This window comes from Lentzea nigeriaca, assembly GCF_016907955.1.
GTDB lineage: Bacteria > Actinomycetota > Actinomycetes > Mycobacteriales > Pseudonocardiaceae > Lentzea > Lentzea nigeriaca.
This window is the reverse complement of the sequence record NZ_JAFBCX010000027.1, coordinates 1-18,251: the sequence shown is the minus strand read 5'-3', so window position 1 is coordinate 18,251 and position 18,251 is coordinate 1. Positions and strand designations below refer to the sequence as shown.

Here is an 18,251-nt window from a genome sequence, read left to right as displayed (position 1 = left end):
TTGCCAGGCGGGTCTGACAATTGTGATTGTCGCAGGTCGTAAGCTGTGTGGCGTGACTGATGACCTGCGCGACCAGGTGCACGCAGCAGCCCGCCGCGCCCGCGTCGCCGCCGACGAACTCGTCCTCGCCACCCGTGAGCGCAAGGACGCCGCGCTGCACGAGATGGCCGCCGCTCTCCGCCGGCGCGCGCCAGAGATCATCGAGGCCAACCAGAAGGACCTCGAAGCGGGCAGGGCGGCAGGACTGCCGGACAACATCCTGGACCGCCTGACGTTGAACGAAGCCCGCATCGAGGGCGTCGCCGTCGGCCTGGAAACCGTTGCGGGACTGGCTGATCCGGTCGGTCAGGTGCTCAACGGCGGCATCCTGCCGAACGGCCTGGAGCTCAAGCAGGTCCGCGTCCCGATGGGCGTCGTCGGCATGGTCTACGAGGGTCGCCCGAACGTCACGGTCGACGCCGCCGGTCTCGCGCTGAAGTCGGGCAACGCCGCGCTGCTGCGGGGTTCCTCGACCGCCGAGCACTCCAACACCACGCTCGTCGCCGTCCTGCGCGATGCACTCGAAAGCGTGAACCTGCCGGCCGACTGCGTGCAGCTCCTGCCGTGCCACGACCGCGCCTCCGTGACGCACCTCATCACCGCGCGCGGCCTGGTCGACCTGGTGATTCCGCGCGGTGGCGCGGGTCTGATCAACGCCGTCGTGGAGCAGGCGACGGTTCCCGCGATCGAGACCGGCGTCGGCAACTGCCACGTGTACGTGGACGCGCACGCCGATCTCGACATGGCCGAGGCCATCGTCCTGAACGCCAAGACCCGGCGCACGAGCGTGTGCAACGCCGCGGAATCCCTTCTGGTGCACAAGGACGTCGCGGCCGAGTTCGTCCCGCGCATCACGAAGGCGTTGCAGCAGGAGAGCGTGGTCATCCACGGTGACACGACGTTCGCCGGTCAGCCCGACGTCCTGGAAGCGACCGAGGCAGACTGGGGCACGGAGTACCTGAGCCTCGACATCGCCGCGAAGGTCGTCGACTCGTTGGACGAGGCGGTGAAGCACATCGCGACGTACGGCTCCGGCCACAGCGAGGCCATTGTCACGAACGACGTCGCGGCCGCACGGAAGTTCACGACGCGGGTGGACGCGGCGGCGGTGTTCGTCAACGCCTCCACGGCGTACACGGACGGCGCGGAGTTCGGCATGGGCGCGGAGATCGGCATCTCGACGCAGAAGCTGCACGCCCGCGGTCCGATGGGCCTGGCCGAGCTGACGTCCTCTAAATGGGTCGTCTGGGGCGAAGGTCACACGCGCCCGAAGGGATAGCTCTACGTTCGGAGGCATGGCTCCCACCTACCCGTTCTCCGAAACCGACGGCCTGGCCCTCGATCCGACGTATGAACGTCTGCGGCGTGAAGAGCCCGTCACGCGCGTGACGTACCCGTACGGCGGAGAGGGCTGGCTCGTCACGTCCTATGAAGAGACCAAGTTCGTCCTGAGCGACCCCCGGTTCAGCCGAGCGCGAACGGTCAACCAGGACGTACCGAGGATGCAGCCCCTCATCGCACCCGGTGGATCGATCCTCACGCACGACGGCGAGGACCACGCGCGCATGCGTCGCCTCGTGTCCAAGGCGTTCACGGTGCGGCGGATCGAGGAGCTGCGTCCACGCGCGCAACAGATCACCGACGAGCTCCTCGACCGGATGGACAACCCCGGCGACCTCGTCGAGGGCTTCACCATGCCGTTCCCGATCACGATCATCTGCGAGCTGCTCGGCGTGCCGTTCGAGGACCGCGCGGACTTCCGCAGGTGGTCGGACCAGGTTCTCTCCACGATCGGCAGCTACACGCCGGAAGAGGCGATGGACGGCATGCTGAAGCTGCACGCCTACTTCACCGACCTCGTCGCGAAACGCCGCGAACAGCCCGCGGACGACCTGATGAGCGCACTCGTCGCGGCCAGGGACAACGACGACCGGCTGACCGAGGACGAACTCGTCCGGTTCGGCATCACGTTGCTGGTGGCGGGCCACGAGACGACGGCGAACATGCTTGCCAACAGCATCGTCACCCTGCTGGAGCGCCCGGACGCCGTGAAGCGCCTGCGGGAGAACCCCGACACGCTTCCGAACGCGATCGAGGAGCTGCTGAGGTTCATCCCATTGGGCAGTGGCGCCGGCTTCCCACGCATCGCGACCGAGGACGTCCAGGTCGGCAACGTGCTCGTGAAGGAAGGCGACGCCCTGCTGGTGGTCGTGTCGTCGGCGAACCGCGACGAGTCCGTGTACGCGAAGGGCGACGAGCTCGACCTCGACCGCGAGGTGGGCCAGCACCTGCAGTTCGGGCACGGCATCCACTTCTGCCTCGGCTCGCAGCTCGCGCGGATGGAGCTGCAGGTGGCGCTCGGCACGGTGCTGCGCCGGATGCCCGGTCTGCGGCTCGTCGAACCGGTCGAGTTCCGCAAGGGATCGCTGGTCAGGGGCCCGTTGAAGCTCGTGGCGGCCTGGTGAGAAAAATCTTGGCAGACCCGCGTCATGGAGTGTGGGGGCGTGCGTTCCTCCATTGCGCGGCTCTGCTTCGGGGTGGGCCGCGCGCCGCACGGCCCGTCCTCCCCCAGGGCCGTCCGGTGTGATCAGCACGACGGGCGCTGGACCATGGGAGCGGTCCGCGCCCGTCTACGCTGTTTTGATGCGCATCGGCGTCATGGGTGGCACGTTCGACCCCATCCACCACGGCCACCTCGTGGCCGCCAGCGAGGTACAGGCCAGGTTCGACCTGGATCGCGTGATCTTCGTACCGACGGGGCAGCCGTGGCAGAAGTCGTCGCGCGAGGTGTCACCCGCCGAGGACCGCTACCTGATGACGGTCATCGCCACCGCGTCCAACCCCCGTTTCTCGGTCAGTCGCGTGGACATCGACCGTGACGGCCCCACGTACACGGTGGACACGCTCACGGACCTGAAGAAGCAGTACCCGGACGCCGACCTGTTCTTCATCACCGGTGCCGACGCGCTGGAGCAGATCCTGTCGTGGAAGCGCGCCGCGGACGCGTTCGAGCTGGCCCACTTCATCGGGGTCACCCGTCCGGGTTACACGCTGAACGACCATCACCTGCCGCCAGGAGCCGTGTCGCTCGTCGAGGTCCCGGCGATGGCCATCTCGTCCACCGGCTGCCGCGCGCGGACCGCTTCCGGCCAGCCGGTTTGGTATTTGGTCCCAGACGGTGTGGTCCAGTACATCGCCAAAACGGGCTTGTACTCCGAGTCGTGACCACGTTTGGGTGGATTTCGCGTGCATCCGCGGTCTCGGGGAGCAACAATCATCGCGTTGTTGCTGGTTGGTGAAAGGCAAGGCTTTGGCTACAGGCACCGTGAAGTGGTTCAACGCCGAGAAGGGGTTCGGTTTCATCGCCCCCGACGACGGCTCGGCTGACGTCTTCGTGCACTACTCGGAGATCCAGTCCAAGGGGTTCCGCTCGCTCGAGGAGAACCAGAAGGTCGAGTTCGAGGTCGGACAGGGCCAGAAGGGTCCGCAGGCCCAGAAGGTCGTTCCGCTCTAAAGCTTCGGCGCAGGTGAAGGCCACCCCAGGGCGCTGGGGTGGCCTTCGTCATGCGTGAGTGCGAAGTAACGGTTGGCGGTCGCCGGTACCCTCAGTAACTCGTGCGGGCGTAACGACGCTCGCCGGAAGTCAGAGGAGTGACGTGGCAGCCACCGACGAGGCACGACGGCTGGCGCTGGTCGCGGCGAACGCAGCGGCCGACAAGAAGGCGCACGACGTGATGGTGCTCGACGTCTCCGACCAGCTCGTGATCACTGACGTGTTCGTGATCGCGTCCGCTCCGAACGAGCGGCAGGTCGGCGCGATCGTCGACAACATCGAGGAGAAGCTGCGGGAGGCCGGCACGAAGCCGGTGCGCCGCGAAGGGGCTCGCGAGGGCCGTTGGGTGCTGCTGGACTTCGTGGACGTCGTCGTGCACGTGCAGCACACGGAGGAGCGCAGCTTCTACGGCCTGGAGCGGCTGTGGAAGGACTGCCCGCGCATCGAGTTCGAAGCGGACGTCCCCGCCGAGTCCACGGCTGAATGAGGTAGAGGATGGCCCTGAGCCGGCTCGTGCTGTGGCGGCACGGTGAGACCGACTACAACGCGACAGGTCGTCTGCAGGGTCATCTGGACTCGGCGCTCACCGAGACCGGCTTGAACCAGGCCAGGTTCGCCGTTCCGGTGCTCGCCGGGTTCGAACCGGAGATCGTGGTCGCCTCCGACCTGCAACGGGCGCGCAACACCGCCGGTGTGTTCGCGTCGTCCACGGACATCCCGCTGCGGATCGACGAACGGCTGCGCGAGACCCACCTGGGCAAGTGGCAGGGGCTGAACCTGGCCGAGGTGGAGCAGGAGTGGCCGGGTGCGGTGACCATCTGGCGCACGGACCCCACCTACACGCCGCCGGACGGCGAGTCGCGCGTCGAGGTGGCCGAACGGGCCATCCAGGTCGTGCACGAGGTGGACGCGGAGTTCACCGGCACCGTCATGCTGTGCGCGCACGGTGGCCTGATCAGCGCGTTGACCGGGCGGCTGCTGGATCTGCCGGTGCAGACCTGGTCGCAGCTCGGCGGCATCTCGAACTGCCACTGGACGGTGTTCACTCGCCGCAACGAACGGTGGCGGCTGACGTCGTACAACGCGGGCACCACGCGTTGAGACTGCTCGTCCTCGGGGACTCGCTGTCGTTCTTCGGGCCTTCCGGGCCGTTACCCGCTGATCATCCGCGGCTGTGGCACAACATCTGCGCCGCTGAGCTGGGTGGGTCGGCGGAGCTCGCGGCCGGGTTCGGGTGGACGGCTCGGGACGCCTGGTGGGCGCTGACCGGGGATCCGCGGATCTGGTCGTTGCTGCCGCGCACCGATGTTCTGGTGTTCGCGGTGGGGAGCATGGACACGCTTCCGTCGCCGTTGCCCACGTATCTGCGTGAGGGGCTGCGTTATGTGCGGCCTGACTGGTTACGGCGGTGGGTGCGTGCGCGTTATCTGGACGTTCAGCCGCTGTTGGCGCCCTACGCGCGCGTGGCGTTGCCTCCGGCGCTGACTGCGCGATATCTGCGGGACATGCTGCGGTCGGTGCGCAATCTCGAGTACAAGATGCCGGCGGTGGGGATCGTGCCGTCGGTGCATCGGGCTCCTACGTACCGGTTTGTGCATGACGGGCACGCGGCTGCGGTTGCCGCTGTGCGTGGCTGGGCCGCACGTGCGGGGGTGCCGTTGCTGGATCTGCCTGCCGTGATCGGGGAGCACGTGCGGTCGGGCGCCGGAAATCCGGACGGGATGCACTGGGGCTGGGAGGGGCACGAGCTGGTGGGGAAGGCGATGGCTGCTCTCATCTCGTCCGTGGCGTTGAGTCCTTCGGAGGAGTGAGCCCCGTAGGCTCGTCGCTCGTGCGCATCTCCATCGTCACCGACTCCACGGCATACCTGCCCGAGGGGTTCGCGAAGCGCCATTCGATCACCGTGGTGCCGCTGCACGTGGCGGTGGACGGTGCCGGACGCCTCGATGGCGTCGACTTCGGTCCTTTCGAGCTGGCGAGTGCTCTTGCCGAGCATCGCCGCGTGACCACGTCCCGTCCGACGCCTGGCGAGATGGCTGCCGTGTACCGGGACGTTCTGTCGTCGTCGGACGCGATCGTGTCCGTGCATCTCTCTCGTGAGCTCTCTGGGACGTGGGAGGCGGCGCGGCTGGCTGCCGAGGAGGTCGACTCGTCCCGGATTCGGGTGGTCGACTCGCGCTCGACGGGCATGGGGCTCGGTTTCGCGGTGTTGCGCGCGTGTGCGGCCGTTGCTGACGGACGTTCGCACGCTGCCGTGGAGGAGGCGGCTTCGTCCGCTGCCGCTCAGACCCGGATGTTCTTCTGCCTGGAAACCCTGGAGCACCTGCGCCGTGGCGGGCGGATCGGCACGGCGGCGGCGCTGGTGGGGACCGCGCTGGCCGTGAAGCCGTTGCTGCACATGGACGACGGCCGGATCGTGCCCCTGGAGAAGGTCCGCACGATGAGCCGAGCCGTTGGCCGCCTGGTCGACCTGGCGGCGGCCGCGGCTGGCGACGGCCCGGTGGGTCTGGCAGTGCACCACCTGGCGGCTCCCGAACGCGCCGCCGAACTGGCCACGCGCCTCGACGAACGCCTGCCCGGCTCGACGGGGTGCGTGATCTCCGAGGTCGGGGCGGTGATCGGCGCCCACACGGGCCCAGGGGTGCTGGGCGTGGTGGTGCTGCCAGGAGGACCGGACATCCTCCCACAGACCCCCGACAATTCCCCGTCTCCAAGCCCCGAGTGATCGCGACCTGTCCACAACCCGCGAGTAATCCACAGCCCCGGAGCCAACCCGGTCATCCCACCCGTCCCGCTCCGTAACGTCGCCCCCATGCTCCCCCGCCCCCACCCGGCCGACAGCCCGAGCGAACGCCTGGCCGCCCTGGCCGCCAAGGTCCGCGCCGACCCGACCCTGGTCTACGCACGCTCGGAAGACTCGGACGAACACGGCACACCCCGCCGCCGCTTCCGCCTGCCCCGAGTTCCCCGCCGAGGTCTCCTGGCCCTGGGCATCGCCGTCGCCTGCACCGTGATCGGCCTGGGCAGCTGGTGGCAGAGCCCTGCGGCGGAACAGGCCCCGGCGATGGCCCTCGTGAGCACCACGGCCCCGGCTCCGGAGCTGGTGGTGAACGTGATCGGCGAGGTGGTGACGCCAGGCCTGGTGACGGTGACGTCCGGCGCCCGAGTGGCCGACGCCGTCCGGCTGGCCGGTGGCATCAAGCCGGGCGCCGATCTCCACGCCCTGAACCTCGCCCGCAAACTCGCCGACGGCGAGCAGATAGCCGTGGGCATACCACCTCCGGCCGCGCCCGCAGCCGTGCCGTCCAAGCTGGACCTGAACTCGGCCACGGCCTCCGAACTGGACGCCCTTCCCGGCGTGGGCCCGGTGACGGCCCAGCGCATAGTCGATCGTCGCACCCGCAAGGGCCCGTTCGCCTCGGTCGATCAACTCCGCGAGGTGGAAGGCATAGGCGACTCCAAACTCGCCAAGCTGGCCGACCTGGTCCACACATGACCTTCGCCGCCACGGCCTTGTCCCTCTACGTCCGCACCAAGGCCCAGTTCCACCACCTGACGAACCCGGCTCCGCCCCCGGCAGACCGCAACCACCCGCCCTGCCGGATCGAGCTCGCTTTCCCGCTCCACCGCGCCCGCACCCCGAAACGCCGCCGCCGTCCCCGTCTGCTGGCTGGCGCGGTCCGGTACCTGCTGCGGTCCTTCCCAGCCCCGACTCCACTCCCGGCCCCACCGCCAGTGAGGAAACCACCCTGCCGCCTGTGTGCGGCGGTCATCACCTAGCTCGGCCACCAACAGGAGCCTCGTCATGCGATCTGTCCGCATCACCTGCCAAGGCAGCCCAAGCCCCGACCTGCGACCTCCCACCGGACGAAGGAGGCCGCAGTGGTCCGCAGACACCCGATAACCCACGACTACCGCCTGGTCCCAGCCGCGACAGCCGTGTGGGCCACCGCCGTCGCCGGTCTCTTCCTGAGCTGGCAGGCGGCAGTCCTCACCGGCCTGGCAGCGGGAGCCGTCGGCCTGGCGGCGTGGCGGCGGGCGTGGTGGACCCGAACGTGCGCCATAGCCCTGCTGATCTCCGGCCCGTTGGCCGCAGCCTGGGTGGGAGGCAACGTCCTGAAGGCCGAAACCCACCCACTCCGCCTGGCCGCCGATGAAGGCCGTGCCACCACCCTCACGGTCGAGCTCAGCACCCGACCCAGAGGCATCAGAGCCGCGGGCTTCGGCGGCCGCCAGGCGGGCGTCGACCACGTGGTCATCACCGCTACCGCGAACGGCGCCCACCTGGTTCTGCTGGCCCCCGTGGACAAGTGGCGAAACCTGTTGCCAGGTCAGAAGGTCACAGCGAAAGGCACGCTCGCTCCACCTCGACGTGGCGATCTGACGTCGGCTTTGCTCCGAGTGCGCGGCCCGCCGATCGACCCTCAGCCACCTCCGATCTGGCAGAGCTGGGCAGATCACCTCCGCGACGGCCTGAGAGAAGCCAGCGCGGTCCTCGACGACGAGGAAGCCGGGCTCCTCCCGGCACTCGTGGTGGGCGACAGCGACCGGATGGTGCCGCGCGTGGTCGACGAGTTCCGCACCGCGGGCCTCTCCCACCTGCTGGCGGTGAGCGGCGCGAACCTCGCCATCGTGTGCGGCGCGGTCTACCTGCTGGCCAGGCGGTTCAGGGCCGGTCCGCGCACAGCGGCCGGGACAGCGATGGCGGCGCTGGTCGGGTTCGTGGTCCTGGCGGGCCCCGAGCCCAGCGTTCTCAGAGCCGCGGTCATGGGTGCTGTGACTCTGTTGGCGCTGGTGCTGGGTCGTCGCCGGTCCACACTCCCGAGCCTCGCAACGGCAGTCCTGGTGCTGGTCTTCCTCGACCCGGCACTGGGCGGCGATCCGGGGTTCGCACTTTCCGTGGTGGCCACGGCGGCGCTCGTGCTGGTGGCGCCGAAGTGGTCGCGGGCACTGAAAGCGCATGGCGTGCCCAACGGCCTCGCCGAGGCGATCGTCGTGCCCACGGCCGCCAGTCTCGCGACGGCGCCGTTGGTCGCAGGGATCTCCGGTCAGGTCAGCCTCGTGGCGATCGTGGCCAACCTGGTCGCGGGCCCGGCGGTCGCACCGGCGACGGTGCTGGGTGTGGCGGCGGCAGCCGTCGCGCCGCTGTGGAAGTCGGCAGCCGAACTGCTCGTGCACGTCGCCGGACCTGCGGTGACGTGGCTCATCCAGGTCGGGCGGCAGGCGGCGACCGTGCCCGGAGCGTCCGTGGGATGGCCAGACGGCTGGGTCGGCGCGATCGCGTTGGTCGTGGTCGTGGCAGCGGTGGTGTTGTTGCTGCGCCTCAAGAAGACGCGGACGTTGGTCGTCGCGGTGCTGATCGGCGGCTTCGTGGTGCTGGTGCCGATGAAGATCGTGGCGCCGGCGTGGCCGCCGGACGGCTGGAAGGTGGTCAGCTGTGACGTGGGCCAGGGTGACGCGCTGGTCCTGGCGACCGACGACGCCGACCGCGCGGTCGTGGTGGACACCGGGCCCGACCCCGGAGTCGTCGACCGCTGCCTGAAGACGTTGGGAATCAAGAGGATTCCGCTCGTCGTGCTGACGCACCTGCACGCCGATCACGTTCAGGGCCTCTCCGCGGTGCTCACCGGGCGTGCGGTGGGCGCGGTGGCGGTCGGCCCGCTGAAGGAGCCCGCGTGGGCGTGGAAGGAGGTCAGCGCTCAAGCCCGCAGCCGTGGTGTGCGGGTGGTGGAACCGAAGGCAGGCGAGCGGTTTGCCTGGCCAGGACTGGAAATGGAGGTGCTGGGCCCGCGCCGCCCGCCGACGGCAGGAGACGCGAACACGACGATCAACGACTACTCGCTCGTGCTCAAGGCACACACCAGGGCAGGCCGGGTGCTGCTCACCGGTGACGTCGAACTGGCCGGACAGTCGGCGTTGCTGGGGGAGCGGGACCTCGGGGCCGAGGTGCTCAAGGTGCCGCACCACGGTTCGCGGTACTCGCTGCCCGCGTTTCTCGAGGCCGTGCGGCCACGAGTGGCGCTGGTGAGTGTCGGCGCGGGCAACCGCTACGGGCACCCGAGCCCGCACGTGATCGACATGTTGCGGGCGGGAGGTGCGCTGGTGCTGCGCACGGACGAGAACGGAGACCTGGCGGTGTTGCCGGGGAATCGAACAGTACGAAGGAGAAGAGGATGGTCTGGATCAGGCTCTACAACGCGCGCTACCCGGTTCCCGGTGGCACGCCTGGACTCGCGTGGGCCATGTGGCAGCCGAACTACTCGGCGACGCCGTGGCCGCACGACGAGCTCAAACCCGATTTCGGTTACTACATCTGCGAAACACTCGAAGACGGCACCCGAGCCGTCACCTACCGGGCGAAGGTCACGCACGTGCTGCCACCCACCCAGGCCACGAGGCCGGAGGAGGCGTACGACCTCGTCTCGGAGCATGTGTTCGACGACGCGCTGCGGATCGCGCCGCATGACTGGCGCAACTACCACTACAACCTGCTGAAGGCGGAATCGCCGTGGCCGCAACGGATCGTGGCGTGGCGCGCGGACGTCGAGCCGTTCGGGCCGCACGTGATGGAAGGCCTGCAACGCTTTCCGCGCACGGCCTGGATGCAGTCGGAAGCGATCTCCTTCTGACACACCGGTTCAGTGGTGGTCGAGGAGATTCCCGGCCAGCGGTGAGGGCAGTCGCTTTGTCCGTGGCCACGGCGGGGTGTCCGGAGTTCGTCGCCACGTGAGATGGACCTGTGCGAACCACGCGGGCTCCTCTTCGACGGTGTACAACACCTCGTCGCACCGATCGCAGCGGGCAACCGCCGTGACCGGCTTGCCGAAGAGCGGATGGCCGTCGGCGACTTCCCTTCGCAGCTGATCCTCGAGCGCGGTCCTGGTCTCGTCGTCCACGACCGTCCAGGGCTCCGGAAGCTCCATGCCCGGAGCATGACAGGAACGAGCGACCGTCGCGCGGTACAACGCGGTCCGGGGACGCGGGCGCGTCCCCGGACCGGAAGGAGGTGGTTAAGCCAGCGCCTTGATGACGGCGTCTGCCGACGGCGGCACCGTCGCGCGCGGACCGATCGTGTCGCCGAGCGCATCGAGGGTCTTGAGGCCGTCGCCGGTGATCAGCAGCACGGTCTCGCCGTCCGGGTCGAGCTGGCCCGACTCGATCAGCTTCTTCGCCGTCGCCACGGTCACGCCGCCGGCGGTCTCGGCGAAGATGCCCTCGGTGCGGGCGAGGAGCTTGATGCCCTCGACGACCTCTTCGTCGGTCACGTCCTCGATGGCGCCGTTGGTGCGGCGGACCGCGTCGAGCACGTACGGGCCGTCGGCCGGAGCGCCGATCGCCAGCGAGCGGGCGATGGTGTCCGGGCGGACCGGGCGGATGACGTCGTGGCCTTCCTTGTAGGCGGCCGACACCGGGCTGCAGCCGGTGGCCTGGGCGCCGAACACGCGGTACGGGGTGGCTTCGACGAGGTCGAGCTGGCCGAGCTCGCGGAACGCCTTGTCGACCTTGGTGAGCTGCGAACCGGACGCGATGGGCACCACGATCTGGTCGGGCAGGCGCCAGCCGAGCTGCTCTGCGACCTCGTAGCCGAGGGTCTTCGAGCCCTCCGCGTAGTACGGGCGGACGTTCACGTTCACGAACGCCCAGTCCTCGTGCTCCGCGGCGAGTTCCTGGGCGAGGCGGTTCACGTCGTCGTAGTTGCCGTCGACGGCGACCAGAGCGCCTTCGTAGACGGCGCTCATCAGGATCTTGGCGCGCTCGAGAGAGGAGGGAATGAGAACCACGGACTGCCAGCCCGCGCGGGCTGCGGCCGCGGCGACCGCGTTCGCCAGGTTGCCGGTGGACGGGCAGGCCAGCACCTTGAAGCCGAGCTCGCGGGCCGCTGCGAGTGCGACGCCGACCACGCGGTCCTTGAAGGAGTGGGTGGGGTTGCCGGTGTCGTCCTTCACCCAGACCTTGCGCACGCCCAGCGCCTTGGCGAGGTTGTGGGCCTCGACCAGGCGGGTGCCGCCGGGTTCGGTGTTCGGGTGCTGCTCCACAGTGGACGGAACGGGGAGAAGGCCGCGGTAGCGCCAGATCGACCTGGGGCCGGCTTCGATGTCCTCGCGCCGGATCTTGCCGAAGTCGTAGGCCACTTCCAGCGGCCCGAAACACTCCAGACAGGCGTACTCAGGAGCGAGAGGAGTCTCATTTCCGCACTCACGGCACAGCAGTGCACGGGCGGGGCCGAGGTCGAAGGTGGTGCTCGTGGGCACAGAGACAGCAGTCATCGCGAGGTATCTCCTCATCTTTCCCGCGAAATCGAACGGGTCGGAATTGGCACCGTGATCGTCTGCGCGTTGTGATGCACTACAGCGCTGACGCCGGTTGCCGGGGCTTCTTCGGGCCGGTCCCTCTGCCCCTCTGGATGAGCGGTGTTCAGTTGTGGTGACCAAGCTACGGCAACTGTCCGTTTCTCAGCCACCAACGTCCACGATCCGGGACGTGGGAGGATGCGGAGCGTGAGCGCACCGGAGTCACTGCACCTCGTCGTCGGCGAGGAGGAGTTGCTGGTCGAACGGGCTGTTCGGGCGGCTCTCGAGGCCGCACGCAAGGCCGATCCGAACGCCGACCTGACCCGCGTGCAGGTGACTGATCTCACGCCTCCCGAGCTGGCCGAACTGGTGAGCCCGTCGCTGTTCGCGGAGGGTCGCGTGATCGTCCTGCAGAACGCGCAGGAGATCAGCAAGGAGATCGCGGACACGGTCCTCTCCTACGTCAAGTCGCCCGCGGACGGGGTCACGCTCGTCGTCGTGCACACCGGCGGCGGCCGCAGCAAGGCGGCCAAGGACCTGCCGGGACAACTGAAGAAGGCCGGTGCCGCCGTCACCGAGTGCCCCAAGATCACCAAGCCCGGTGATCGCGAGGCGTTCGTGCGCAACGAGGTGCGGCAGGCGGGCGGCAAGATCGACGCCGAGGCCGTGGCCACCCTCATCGACGCCGTGGGCACGAACCTGCGTGAGCTGGCCGCTGCCGCGTCCCAGCTCGTCTCCGACACCGACGGCAAGGTGACGGTCGACGAGATCCGCCGCTACCACCAGGGCAAGGCGGAGGTGACCGGCTTCGCGGTCGCCGAGAAGGCCGTGACCGGCGACCGCGCGGGCGCGATGGAGGCGTTGCGCTGGGCCATGCAGCTGGGCGTGCCGCACGTGCTGGTCGCGGACGCCCTGGCGGACGCGGTGCGCACCGTCGCGCGCGTGTCCGCAGTGGGCCGCGCCGACCCGTTCAGCCTGGCAGGCCCGCTCGGCATGCCGCCGTGGAAGATCAAGAAGGCGCAGGCCCAGGCCCGCGGCTGGGACCAGTCGGGTCTGGCCGACGCGATGCAGGTGGTCGCGGGGCTCAACGCCGACGTGAAGGGCGTGGCGGCCGACGCCGACTACGCGCTGGAGCGCGCGGTGCTCAAGATCGTGGCGGCGCACGGCCGCCGCTGATCAGGCCTTCGGATCCCGATCAGGTGGGTCAACGCCTGCCGGTCAACCCGACGGCAGTCCGTCCGCCGGAAAGGGATGATCCCGGCGGTTCCACGGCATCTCGTAGCCGGCCTCGACTGCGCCACCCACCCGCCGAAGATCGTCTCCAGGCGTCGCCGTGCCGCGAGCCCTCGAACCAGCCCCGAGCCGGTGAGCACCTCGGACGTCAGGTTGAAGATCATCGCGCACCCGCGGGTACACCTCGAACGGCGCGTTGACCGGCCACGACGCTCGCGGGCGACCGCGAGCGTCAACCGCTCGCGACAGCTGCCGGACGAGAACTGCGCGATGGCCCGGTTGGTGGCCACGGCGATGCGCTTGTACGCGATCGTGTCGCCGAGCCAGGCAGCTTCATCCTCGGAAGCTGTCACGAGCCGAACCCGCGTCGCCACCGAGACAGCGAGAAGGGCCCGCTCAACGGAGAGCGGGCCCTTCTCAGAGGCTGGAACCGAGCGAGAACTCAGCCCTCGAGCTGGTTCGCGCGCAGCGCCATCGCCGACTTCTTGTTGGCGGCCTGGTTCGGGTGGATGACACCCTTGGTGGCGGCCTTGTCGAGCTTGCGGGACGCGTCCTGCAGCAGCTCCAGGGCCTTCGCCTTGTCACCGGCCTCGGCAGCCTCGCGGAACTTGCGGATGGCCGTCTTGAGGGACGACTTGACCGACTTGTTGCGCAGGCGCGCCTTCTCGTTGGTCTTGATCCGCTTGAGCTGGGACTTGATGTTCGCCATGCGACATCACCCTTCTGTGTCGAAACCGGAGTTCGTGACGCGCTTGGTCGGCACCAGCGAGAGCTGGCTCTCCTCCACGGCGGAGCGCCGCGCGTTCACGACGACGAAGGATATCAGGCCAGCTCAGCGCACCGTAAACGCGGCTTCCTCCGCGCCCACCACGGCCTCGTAGCCGCTTCGGGCGACCTGCCGCCCGCCATCGCCGTCCACGTCGCCCACCGTCAGCGCCAGCTGCGAGAGCTTGAACGACACCTCGACCTGCTTCGACTGTCCCGCAGCGAGTTCCAAGCGGGTGAAGCCCACCATCCGGGCGTCCGGCGCCAGAACGGGGGAGGCAGGCTCCCGCACGTACACCGGCACGACGACGGTGCCCGCACGCCCACCGTGTTCGCGACCGTGAACTTCACCACGCCGTCGCGACGATCAACGGACACCAACGTTCCCGACGTCGCGCAGTCGCCGGGCCCGAGTCCGAAGCTGCGGTCGTGCACCGCCGGACCAGCGTCGACTCCGCGCCGTCGGAGACCAGTTTCCTGGCCTCCTCCAGCGACCCCTGCAGAGCCGACGCGAGCGCTCGTGCGTCAGATGTGTGGAGGTCTGTCATCGATTCCACCGTGCGCACTAGTCCGTCTCTTGGTCGGGCTCCTTGGGTGGCCTGCCGCGCCGAGGCATCTTCTTTGCCTCTTTGGGCAGCCGGCCCGCCTCCGCCAGCGCACGCCGCAGCAGGAACTCGATCTGCGCGTTGGTGCTGCGCAGCTCGTCGTTCGCCCACCTGCTCAACGCGTCGTGCACCGCCGGATCGAGCCTGAGCAGAACGCTCTTGCGGTCAGCCATCAGGTGTAGAGCGATCCTGCGTTCACCACGGGCTGAGTGGAGCGGTCACCGCACAGGACGACGAGCAGGTTCGACACCATCGCCGCCTTGCGTTCCTCGTCGAGCTCGACGACGTCCTGTTCGGCGAGCCGTTGCAGCGCGAGCTCGACCATGCCGACGGCGCCCTCGACGATCCGCGTGCGGGCCGCCACGACCGCCGAAGCCTGCTGCCGCTGCAACATGGCCTGCGCGATCTCCGGCGCGTACGCGAGGTGGGTGAGCCGTGACTCGATCACCTTCACGCCCGCGGCCTGCACGCGTGCGGAGATCTCGATCGCGAGCGTCTCGGTGATCTCGTCCGCGTTCTCCCGCAACGACAGACCGCCTTCCTCGTGGCTGTCGTACGGGTAGCTGGTCGCGATGTGCCGTACGGCGGTCTCGGTCTGGATGCCGACGAACCGCACGAAGTCGTCCACCTCGAACCGTGCGCGCGCAGTGTCTTCCACCTGCCACACAACAACTGCGGCGATCTCGATCGGGTTGCCGTCCGCGTCGTTGACCTTGAGCGTCTGGGTCTCGTGGTTGCGGATCCTGGTCGAGATCTTCTCCCGTGTGGTGAACGGGTTCGCCCACCGCAGACCGTCCGTGCGCACCGTGCCCACGTAGCGGCCGAGGAACTGCAGCACGCGCGCCTCACCGGGTGCGACCGTGAACAGCCCCTTCATGATCAGCGACGCCGCCAGGAGCGCCAGCACGCCGGTGATCATGACCCCGGCTGACGGGTCCGTTCCGCTGTCCGCGGCCTCCATGACTCCCCGTACGAGCACCAGCACACCCACCGCGTACACCGCCAGTCCTGCGAAGAACATCGGTAGACCGGGCAGCTCCCGTGCGTGCCTCTCCCGCACGGCAGGCGCCGGCATGTGCACCTTCGTGTCGATCGCGCTCATCCAGACCCCCTATCGAAGTAGTAGCTAAGTGATATCACTTTTTCGCCATGATCGCCACACCTAGGCTGATCCACATGAGGGAGAAGAGGCAGCGTGTGGCCGCATACGGAGTGTGCGTCAACGACAACGACGAGATCCTGCTCGCGCGCTTCATCGCACGTGAGGGCAGGCAGTGGATCCTGCCTGGCGGCGGCCTCGACCACGGTGAGCACCCCTACGACGCGGTGATCCGGGAGTTCGAGGAGGAGACGGGGTACGAGGTCGAGGTGCTCCGGCTGCTCGGCATCGACTCGGAGTTCCGCGAGGAGCCTGATCGCGACTACCACGCGCTCCGGATCATGTACGAGGTCCGGATCGTCGGTGGCGAGCTCCGGCACGAGGTGGGTGGTACGACCGACCTCGCCCAGTGGTTCCCGCTCGCAGACATCGGACAACTGGATCGTCTTGGCTCGGTCGATACGGCCCTTGGCTTGTATCGAACTACTCCACCTGCAGGGATTTTGCGGTAACTTAGGTCTGCCGCCGCCGACGACCCATTACTTGGAGTTGGCGAATGATCCGATCACTGGCCGCAGTCGGCGCGGTCGCCCTGCTGTCGTCCTTCGTCGAAGTCCCTGCGTACGCGGCTGTCGTCGGCGTCTCGAACGTGTCCTCCCTCCAGGCCGCGATCGACACCGCCCGGCCCGGTCAACGCCTCGTGCTCGCCGACGGCGTGTACCTGGCCGACCAGCCGATCAAGATCACCAAGTCCGGCATCACCATCGCCGCGCGGACCGTCGGCGGCACGGTGTTCACGAGCGGCGGCTTCCAACTCGGCGCCGTCAAGAACGTCACCATCGAGGGCTTCGTCTTCGACGGCACGAGCACGCTGGACGTGCCACCTGGGGCGCAGGCCACCCGCATCACCCGCAACACCTACAACGGCAACAAGGACGGCGCCTCGCTCAGCGTCAGCGCCGACGACGTGCAGGTCGACCACAACACGTTCTCGAACCGCACCAACGAGGGCGTGTACCTGCAGATCACCGGTCCCGGCAGCGACATCGCCAAGCGGACCTGGATCCACCACAACTACTTCTACAACCACCAGTTCTCCGGCTCGAACGGCGGCGAGTCGATCCGGCTCGGCTACAGCCACAAGCAGTCGAAGTCCGCGAACGCCATCGTCGAGTACAACCTCTTCGAGAAGGCGGACGGCGACTCCGAGGCCATCTCCGTGAAGTCCTCGGACAACACGGTCCGCTACAACACGATCCGCGACAGCCGCGGGTACATCGTGCTGCGCCATGGCAACCGCACCACCGTCGAGGGCAACCTGCTGTTCAACAGCGGCATCCGGTTCCACGGCAACGACCACAAGATCTACAACAACTACGTGGAGAACACCCGCGACCGCGCGATGGTGTTCGGCTCCGGCAGCGAGGCGGACAGCGGCCCGACCTCGAAGGAACACGACAGGCCGGACCGCGTGACGGTCGCGTTCAACACGCTCATCGGCACCGGTGAGGTCGTGGACAGCGACGGCGGCAACTTCAAGCCGAAGGACTGCGTGCTCGCGAACAACATCATCAAGGGCTCGTCCGGCGGTGTCGTGTCCATGCACAGCGGATCGGTCGTGAAGTACGAGGGCAACCTCATCTGGGGCGGTACGGGCGGCAGCATGCCGGCGTCCGGCTACAAGTCCGCGGACCCGAAGCTCGTGCGTGACGCCAACGGGCTGCTGCGCCTCGCGTCGAGCAGCCCGGCCATCGACGCGTCGGTCGGCACCTACTCCTACGTGACGCGTGACTTCGACCCGCAGGCGCGTTCCGGCAAGCCGGACGTCGGAGCGGACGAGTACAGCACGTCCGCGATCCGCAAGCCGCTCACGAAGGCCGACGTGGGACCTTCGGCGCCGTAGCGCTGTTTCTCCGATGTCTGCCTCCAGGGGCAGGCATCGGAGAACACGGGGCCATCTGCACGGAAGGCGCAGCACTTTCGGCTCACCGCCGCACGTGCCATCACATGCTGGTCGCGATCAACTCGGCCCGCCCAGGCCAGCGCATCGTGCTCGCCAACGGCGTTCACCGCGTCGACAAGCCGATCAAGATCACGAGGTCGAACACCGGCATCGCGGCCCAACCCGTCGGCGACGCGGTGTTCAGCACCGGCGGCTTCGAGTTCGGCGCGGTGCATGGCGTGACCATCGAGGGCTTCGTCTTCTCGGGCACCAGCTCCCTGTCGGTGCCGGCCGAGGCTGAAGGCACCCGCATCACCCGCACCACGTTCAACGGCGACCAGAGCGGTGCCCCGCTCTGGTGCGTGACTCCAATGGACTGCTGCGCCTGTCGTCCAGCAGTACTGCGATCGAGAGCTCCGCAGGTACGTACTCGTAGGTGACGCGGACTTCGACCCGCAGTCGCGCGTCGGCAAGCCTGATGTGGGGGCGGACGAGTACAGCTCGACGGCTTCCCGGAAGCCGCTGACGACGTCGGACGTCGGGGTCTCCGCACCCTGACTCGGGCGTTTGTCCTGGTGGTCGCACGTTTCGCGACTACCATGACCCCCCGATTTGGAGATCGAAACAGGCCCGTGTAATGTTCTCTCTGCCAGCGCGGAACGGGCCGGAAATCAAAACCGGAACGAGCGGGGCACAAGCCGGGACAAAGAGCCTCTGAGAGGCC

At 68.4% G+C, this 18,251-nt stretch carries 21 protein-coding genes and 1 riboswitch; of the genes, 15 read left to right on the top strand and 6 right to left on the bottom strand.

Annotated elements, in window-relative coordinates:
* The first annotated feature begins 19 nt into the window (after positions 1–19).
* The 11 genes from JOD27_RS42535 to JOD27_RS42485 all read left to right on the top strand — a co-directional run bounded on the left by JOD27_RS42535 (position 20) and on the right by JOD27_RS42485 (position 10,221).
* Positions 20–1,318, top strand: a complete 1,299-nt coding sequence (locus JOD27_RS42535) for a glutamate-5-semialdehyde dehydrogenase (RefSeq protein ID WP_204768112.1) — start codon at positions 20–22, stop codon at positions 1,316–1,318.
* 16 nt (positions 1,319–1,334) lie between these two features.
* Entirely contained in the window at positions 1,335–2,504 is a 1,170-nt protein-coding gene (locus tag JOD27_RS42530; protein WP_204768072.1) for a cytochrome P450, read from the top strand.
* A 178-nt stretch (positions 2,505–2,682) separates the two neighbouring features.
* Positions 2,683–3,264: a nicotinate-nucleotide adenylyltransferase gene (gene nadD / locus JOD27_RS42525; RefSeq protein ID WP_239571524.1), complete on the top strand. Its 582-nt coding sequence runs from the start codon at positions 2,683–2,685 to the stop codon at positions 3,262–3,264.
* An 85-nt stretch (positions 3,265–3,349) separates the two neighbouring features.
* Positions 3,350–3,553, top strand: coding sequence for a transcription antiterminator/RNA stability regulator CspE (cspE, locus tag JOD27_RS42520; RefSeq protein ID WP_204768071.1), 204 nt, complete (start codon positions 3,350–3,352; stop codon positions 3,551–3,553).
* Positions 3,554–3,695: 142 nt separating this feature from the next.
* Positions 3,696–4,079, top strand: a complete 384-nt coding sequence (gene rsfS / locus JOD27_RS42515; RefSeq protein ID WP_189258871.1) for a ribosome silencing factor — start codon at positions 3,696–3,698, stop codon at positions 4,077–4,079.
* Positions 4,080–4,087: 8 nt separating this feature from the next.
* Positions 4,088–4,693 (top strand): histidine phosphatase family protein, encoded by a 606-nt coding sequence (locus JOD27_RS42510; RefSeq protein WP_204768070.1) that lies wholly within the window; start codon positions 4,088–4,090, stop codon positions 4,691–4,693.
* Positions 4,690–5,403: a diglucosylglycerate octanoyltransferase gene (octT, locus tag JOD27_RS42505; RefSeq protein WP_204768069.1), complete on the top strand. Its 714-nt coding sequence runs from the start codon at positions 4,690–4,692 to the stop codon at positions 5,401–5,403. The genes JOD27_RS42510 and octT overlap by 4 nt, the downstream gene beginning before the upstream one ends.
* A 20-nt stretch (positions 5,404–5,423) precedes the next feature.
* Entirely contained in the window at positions 5,424–6,317 is an 894-nt protein-coding gene (locus tag JOD27_RS42500; RefSeq protein WP_204768068.1) for a DegV family protein, read from the top strand.
* An 87-nt stretch (positions 6,318–6,404) separates the two neighbouring features.
* Positions 6,405–7,088: a ComEA family DNA-binding protein gene (locus JOD27_RS42495; protein ID WP_204768067.1), complete on the top strand. Its 684-nt coding sequence runs from the start codon at positions 6,405–6,407 to the stop codon at positions 7,086–7,088.
* Between the two features lie 386 nt (positions 7,089–7,474).
* Positions 7,475–10,087, top strand: a complete 2,613-nt coding sequence (locus tag JOD27_RS42490; RefSeq protein ID WP_307830645.1) for a ComEC/Rec2 family competence protein — start codon at positions 7,475–7,477, stop codon at positions 10,085–10,087.
* Positions 10,024–10,221 carry a hypothetical protein gene (locus JOD27_RS42485; protein WP_204768066.1) on the top strand — a complete coding sequence of 66 codons (198 nt, stop codon included), beginning with the start codon at positions 10,024–10,026 and terminating at the stop codon, positions 10,219–10,221. The genes JOD27_RS42490 and JOD27_RS42485 overlap by 64 nt, the downstream gene beginning before the upstream one ends.
* A 9-nt stretch (positions 10,222–10,230) precedes the next feature.
* On the opposite strand, the gene JOD27_RS42480 is transcribed toward JOD27_RS42485, so the two are convergent.
* Together JOD27_RS42480 and thrC are read right to left on the bottom strand one after the other, a co-directional pair.
* A complete protein-coding gene (locus JOD27_RS42480) occupies positions 10,231–10,515 on the bottom strand; it encodes a hypothetical protein (protein WP_204768065.1) in 285 nt (94 codons plus the stop codon).
* A gap of 87 nt (positions 10,516–10,602) precedes the next feature.
* Positions 10,603–11,859, bottom strand: a complete 1,257-nt coding sequence (gene thrC / locus JOD27_RS42475; protein WP_204768064.1) for a threonine synthase — start codon at positions 11,857–11,859, stop codon at positions 10,603–10,605.
* An 11-nt stretch (positions 11,860–11,870) separates the two neighbouring features.
* A riboswitch (SAM riboswitch) is annotated at positions 11,871–12,003 on the bottom strand.
* Between the two features lie 78 nt (positions 12,004–12,081).
* Between thrC and holA the strand changes: the two genes are divergently transcribed.
* Complete coding sequence (holA, locus tag JOD27_RS42470; RefSeq protein ID WP_204768063.1) at positions 12,082–13,059, top strand: DNA polymerase III subunit delta; 978 nt, start codon at positions 12,082–12,084, stop codon at positions 13,057–13,059.
* Positions 13,060–13,558: 499 nt separating this feature from the next.
* On the opposite strand, the gene rpsT is transcribed toward holA, so the two are convergent.
* From rpsT to JOD27_RS42450, 4 genes are all read right to left on the bottom strand, one after another.
* A complete protein-coding gene (gene rpsT, locus JOD27_RS42465) occupies positions 13,559–13,825 on the bottom strand; it encodes a 30S ribosomal protein S20 (RefSeq protein WP_109642775.1) in 267 nt (88 codons plus the stop codon).
* 123 nt (positions 13,826–13,948) lie between these two features.
* Positions 13,949–14,179 carry a fibronectin type III-like domain-contianing protein gene (locus JOD27_RS42460; RefSeq protein ID WP_204768062.1) on the bottom strand — a complete coding sequence of 77 codons (231 nt, stop codon included), beginning with the start codon at positions 14,177–14,179 and terminating at the stop codon, positions 13,949–13,951.
* A 267-nt stretch (positions 14,180–14,446) separates the two neighbouring features.
* Complete coding sequence (locus JOD27_RS42455; RefSeq protein WP_204768061.1) at positions 14,447–14,659, bottom strand: type II toxin-antitoxin system antitoxin; 213 nt, start codon at positions 14,657–14,659, stop codon at positions 14,447–14,449.
* A complete protein-coding gene (locus JOD27_RS42450) occupies positions 14,659–15,588 on the bottom strand; it encodes an SPFH domain-containing protein (protein ID WP_204768060.1) in 930 nt (309 codons plus the stop codon). The genes JOD27_RS42455 and JOD27_RS42450 overlap by 1 nt, the downstream gene beginning before the upstream one ends.
* A 74-nt stretch (positions 15,589–15,662) precedes the next feature.
* Here JOD27_RS42450 and JOD27_RS42445 point away from each other — a divergent pair, with 74 nt between their 5' ends.
* The 3 genes from JOD27_RS42445 to JOD27_RS42435 all read left to right on the top strand — a co-directional run bounded on the left by JOD27_RS42445 (position 15,663) and on the right by JOD27_RS42435 (position 17,967).
* Entirely contained in the window at positions 15,663–16,097 is a 435-nt protein-coding gene (locus tag JOD27_RS42445; protein ID WP_204768059.1) for an NUDIX domain-containing protein, read from the top strand.
* A gap of 44 nt (positions 16,098–16,141) precedes the next feature.
* On the top strand, positions 16,142–17,488 hold the full coding sequence (locus tag JOD27_RS42440; RefSeq protein ID WP_204768058.1) for a polysaccharide lyase 6 family protein: 1,347 nt from the start codon (positions 16,142–16,144) through the stop codon (positions 17,486–17,488).
* A 104-nt stretch (positions 17,489–17,592) separates the two neighbouring features.
* A complete protein-coding gene (locus tag JOD27_RS42435; RefSeq protein WP_204768057.1) occupies positions 17,593–17,967 on the top strand; it encodes a polysaccharide lyase domain-containing protein in 375 nt (124 codons plus the stop codon).
* The last annotated feature ends 284 nt before the right edge of the window (positions 17,968–18,251 follow it).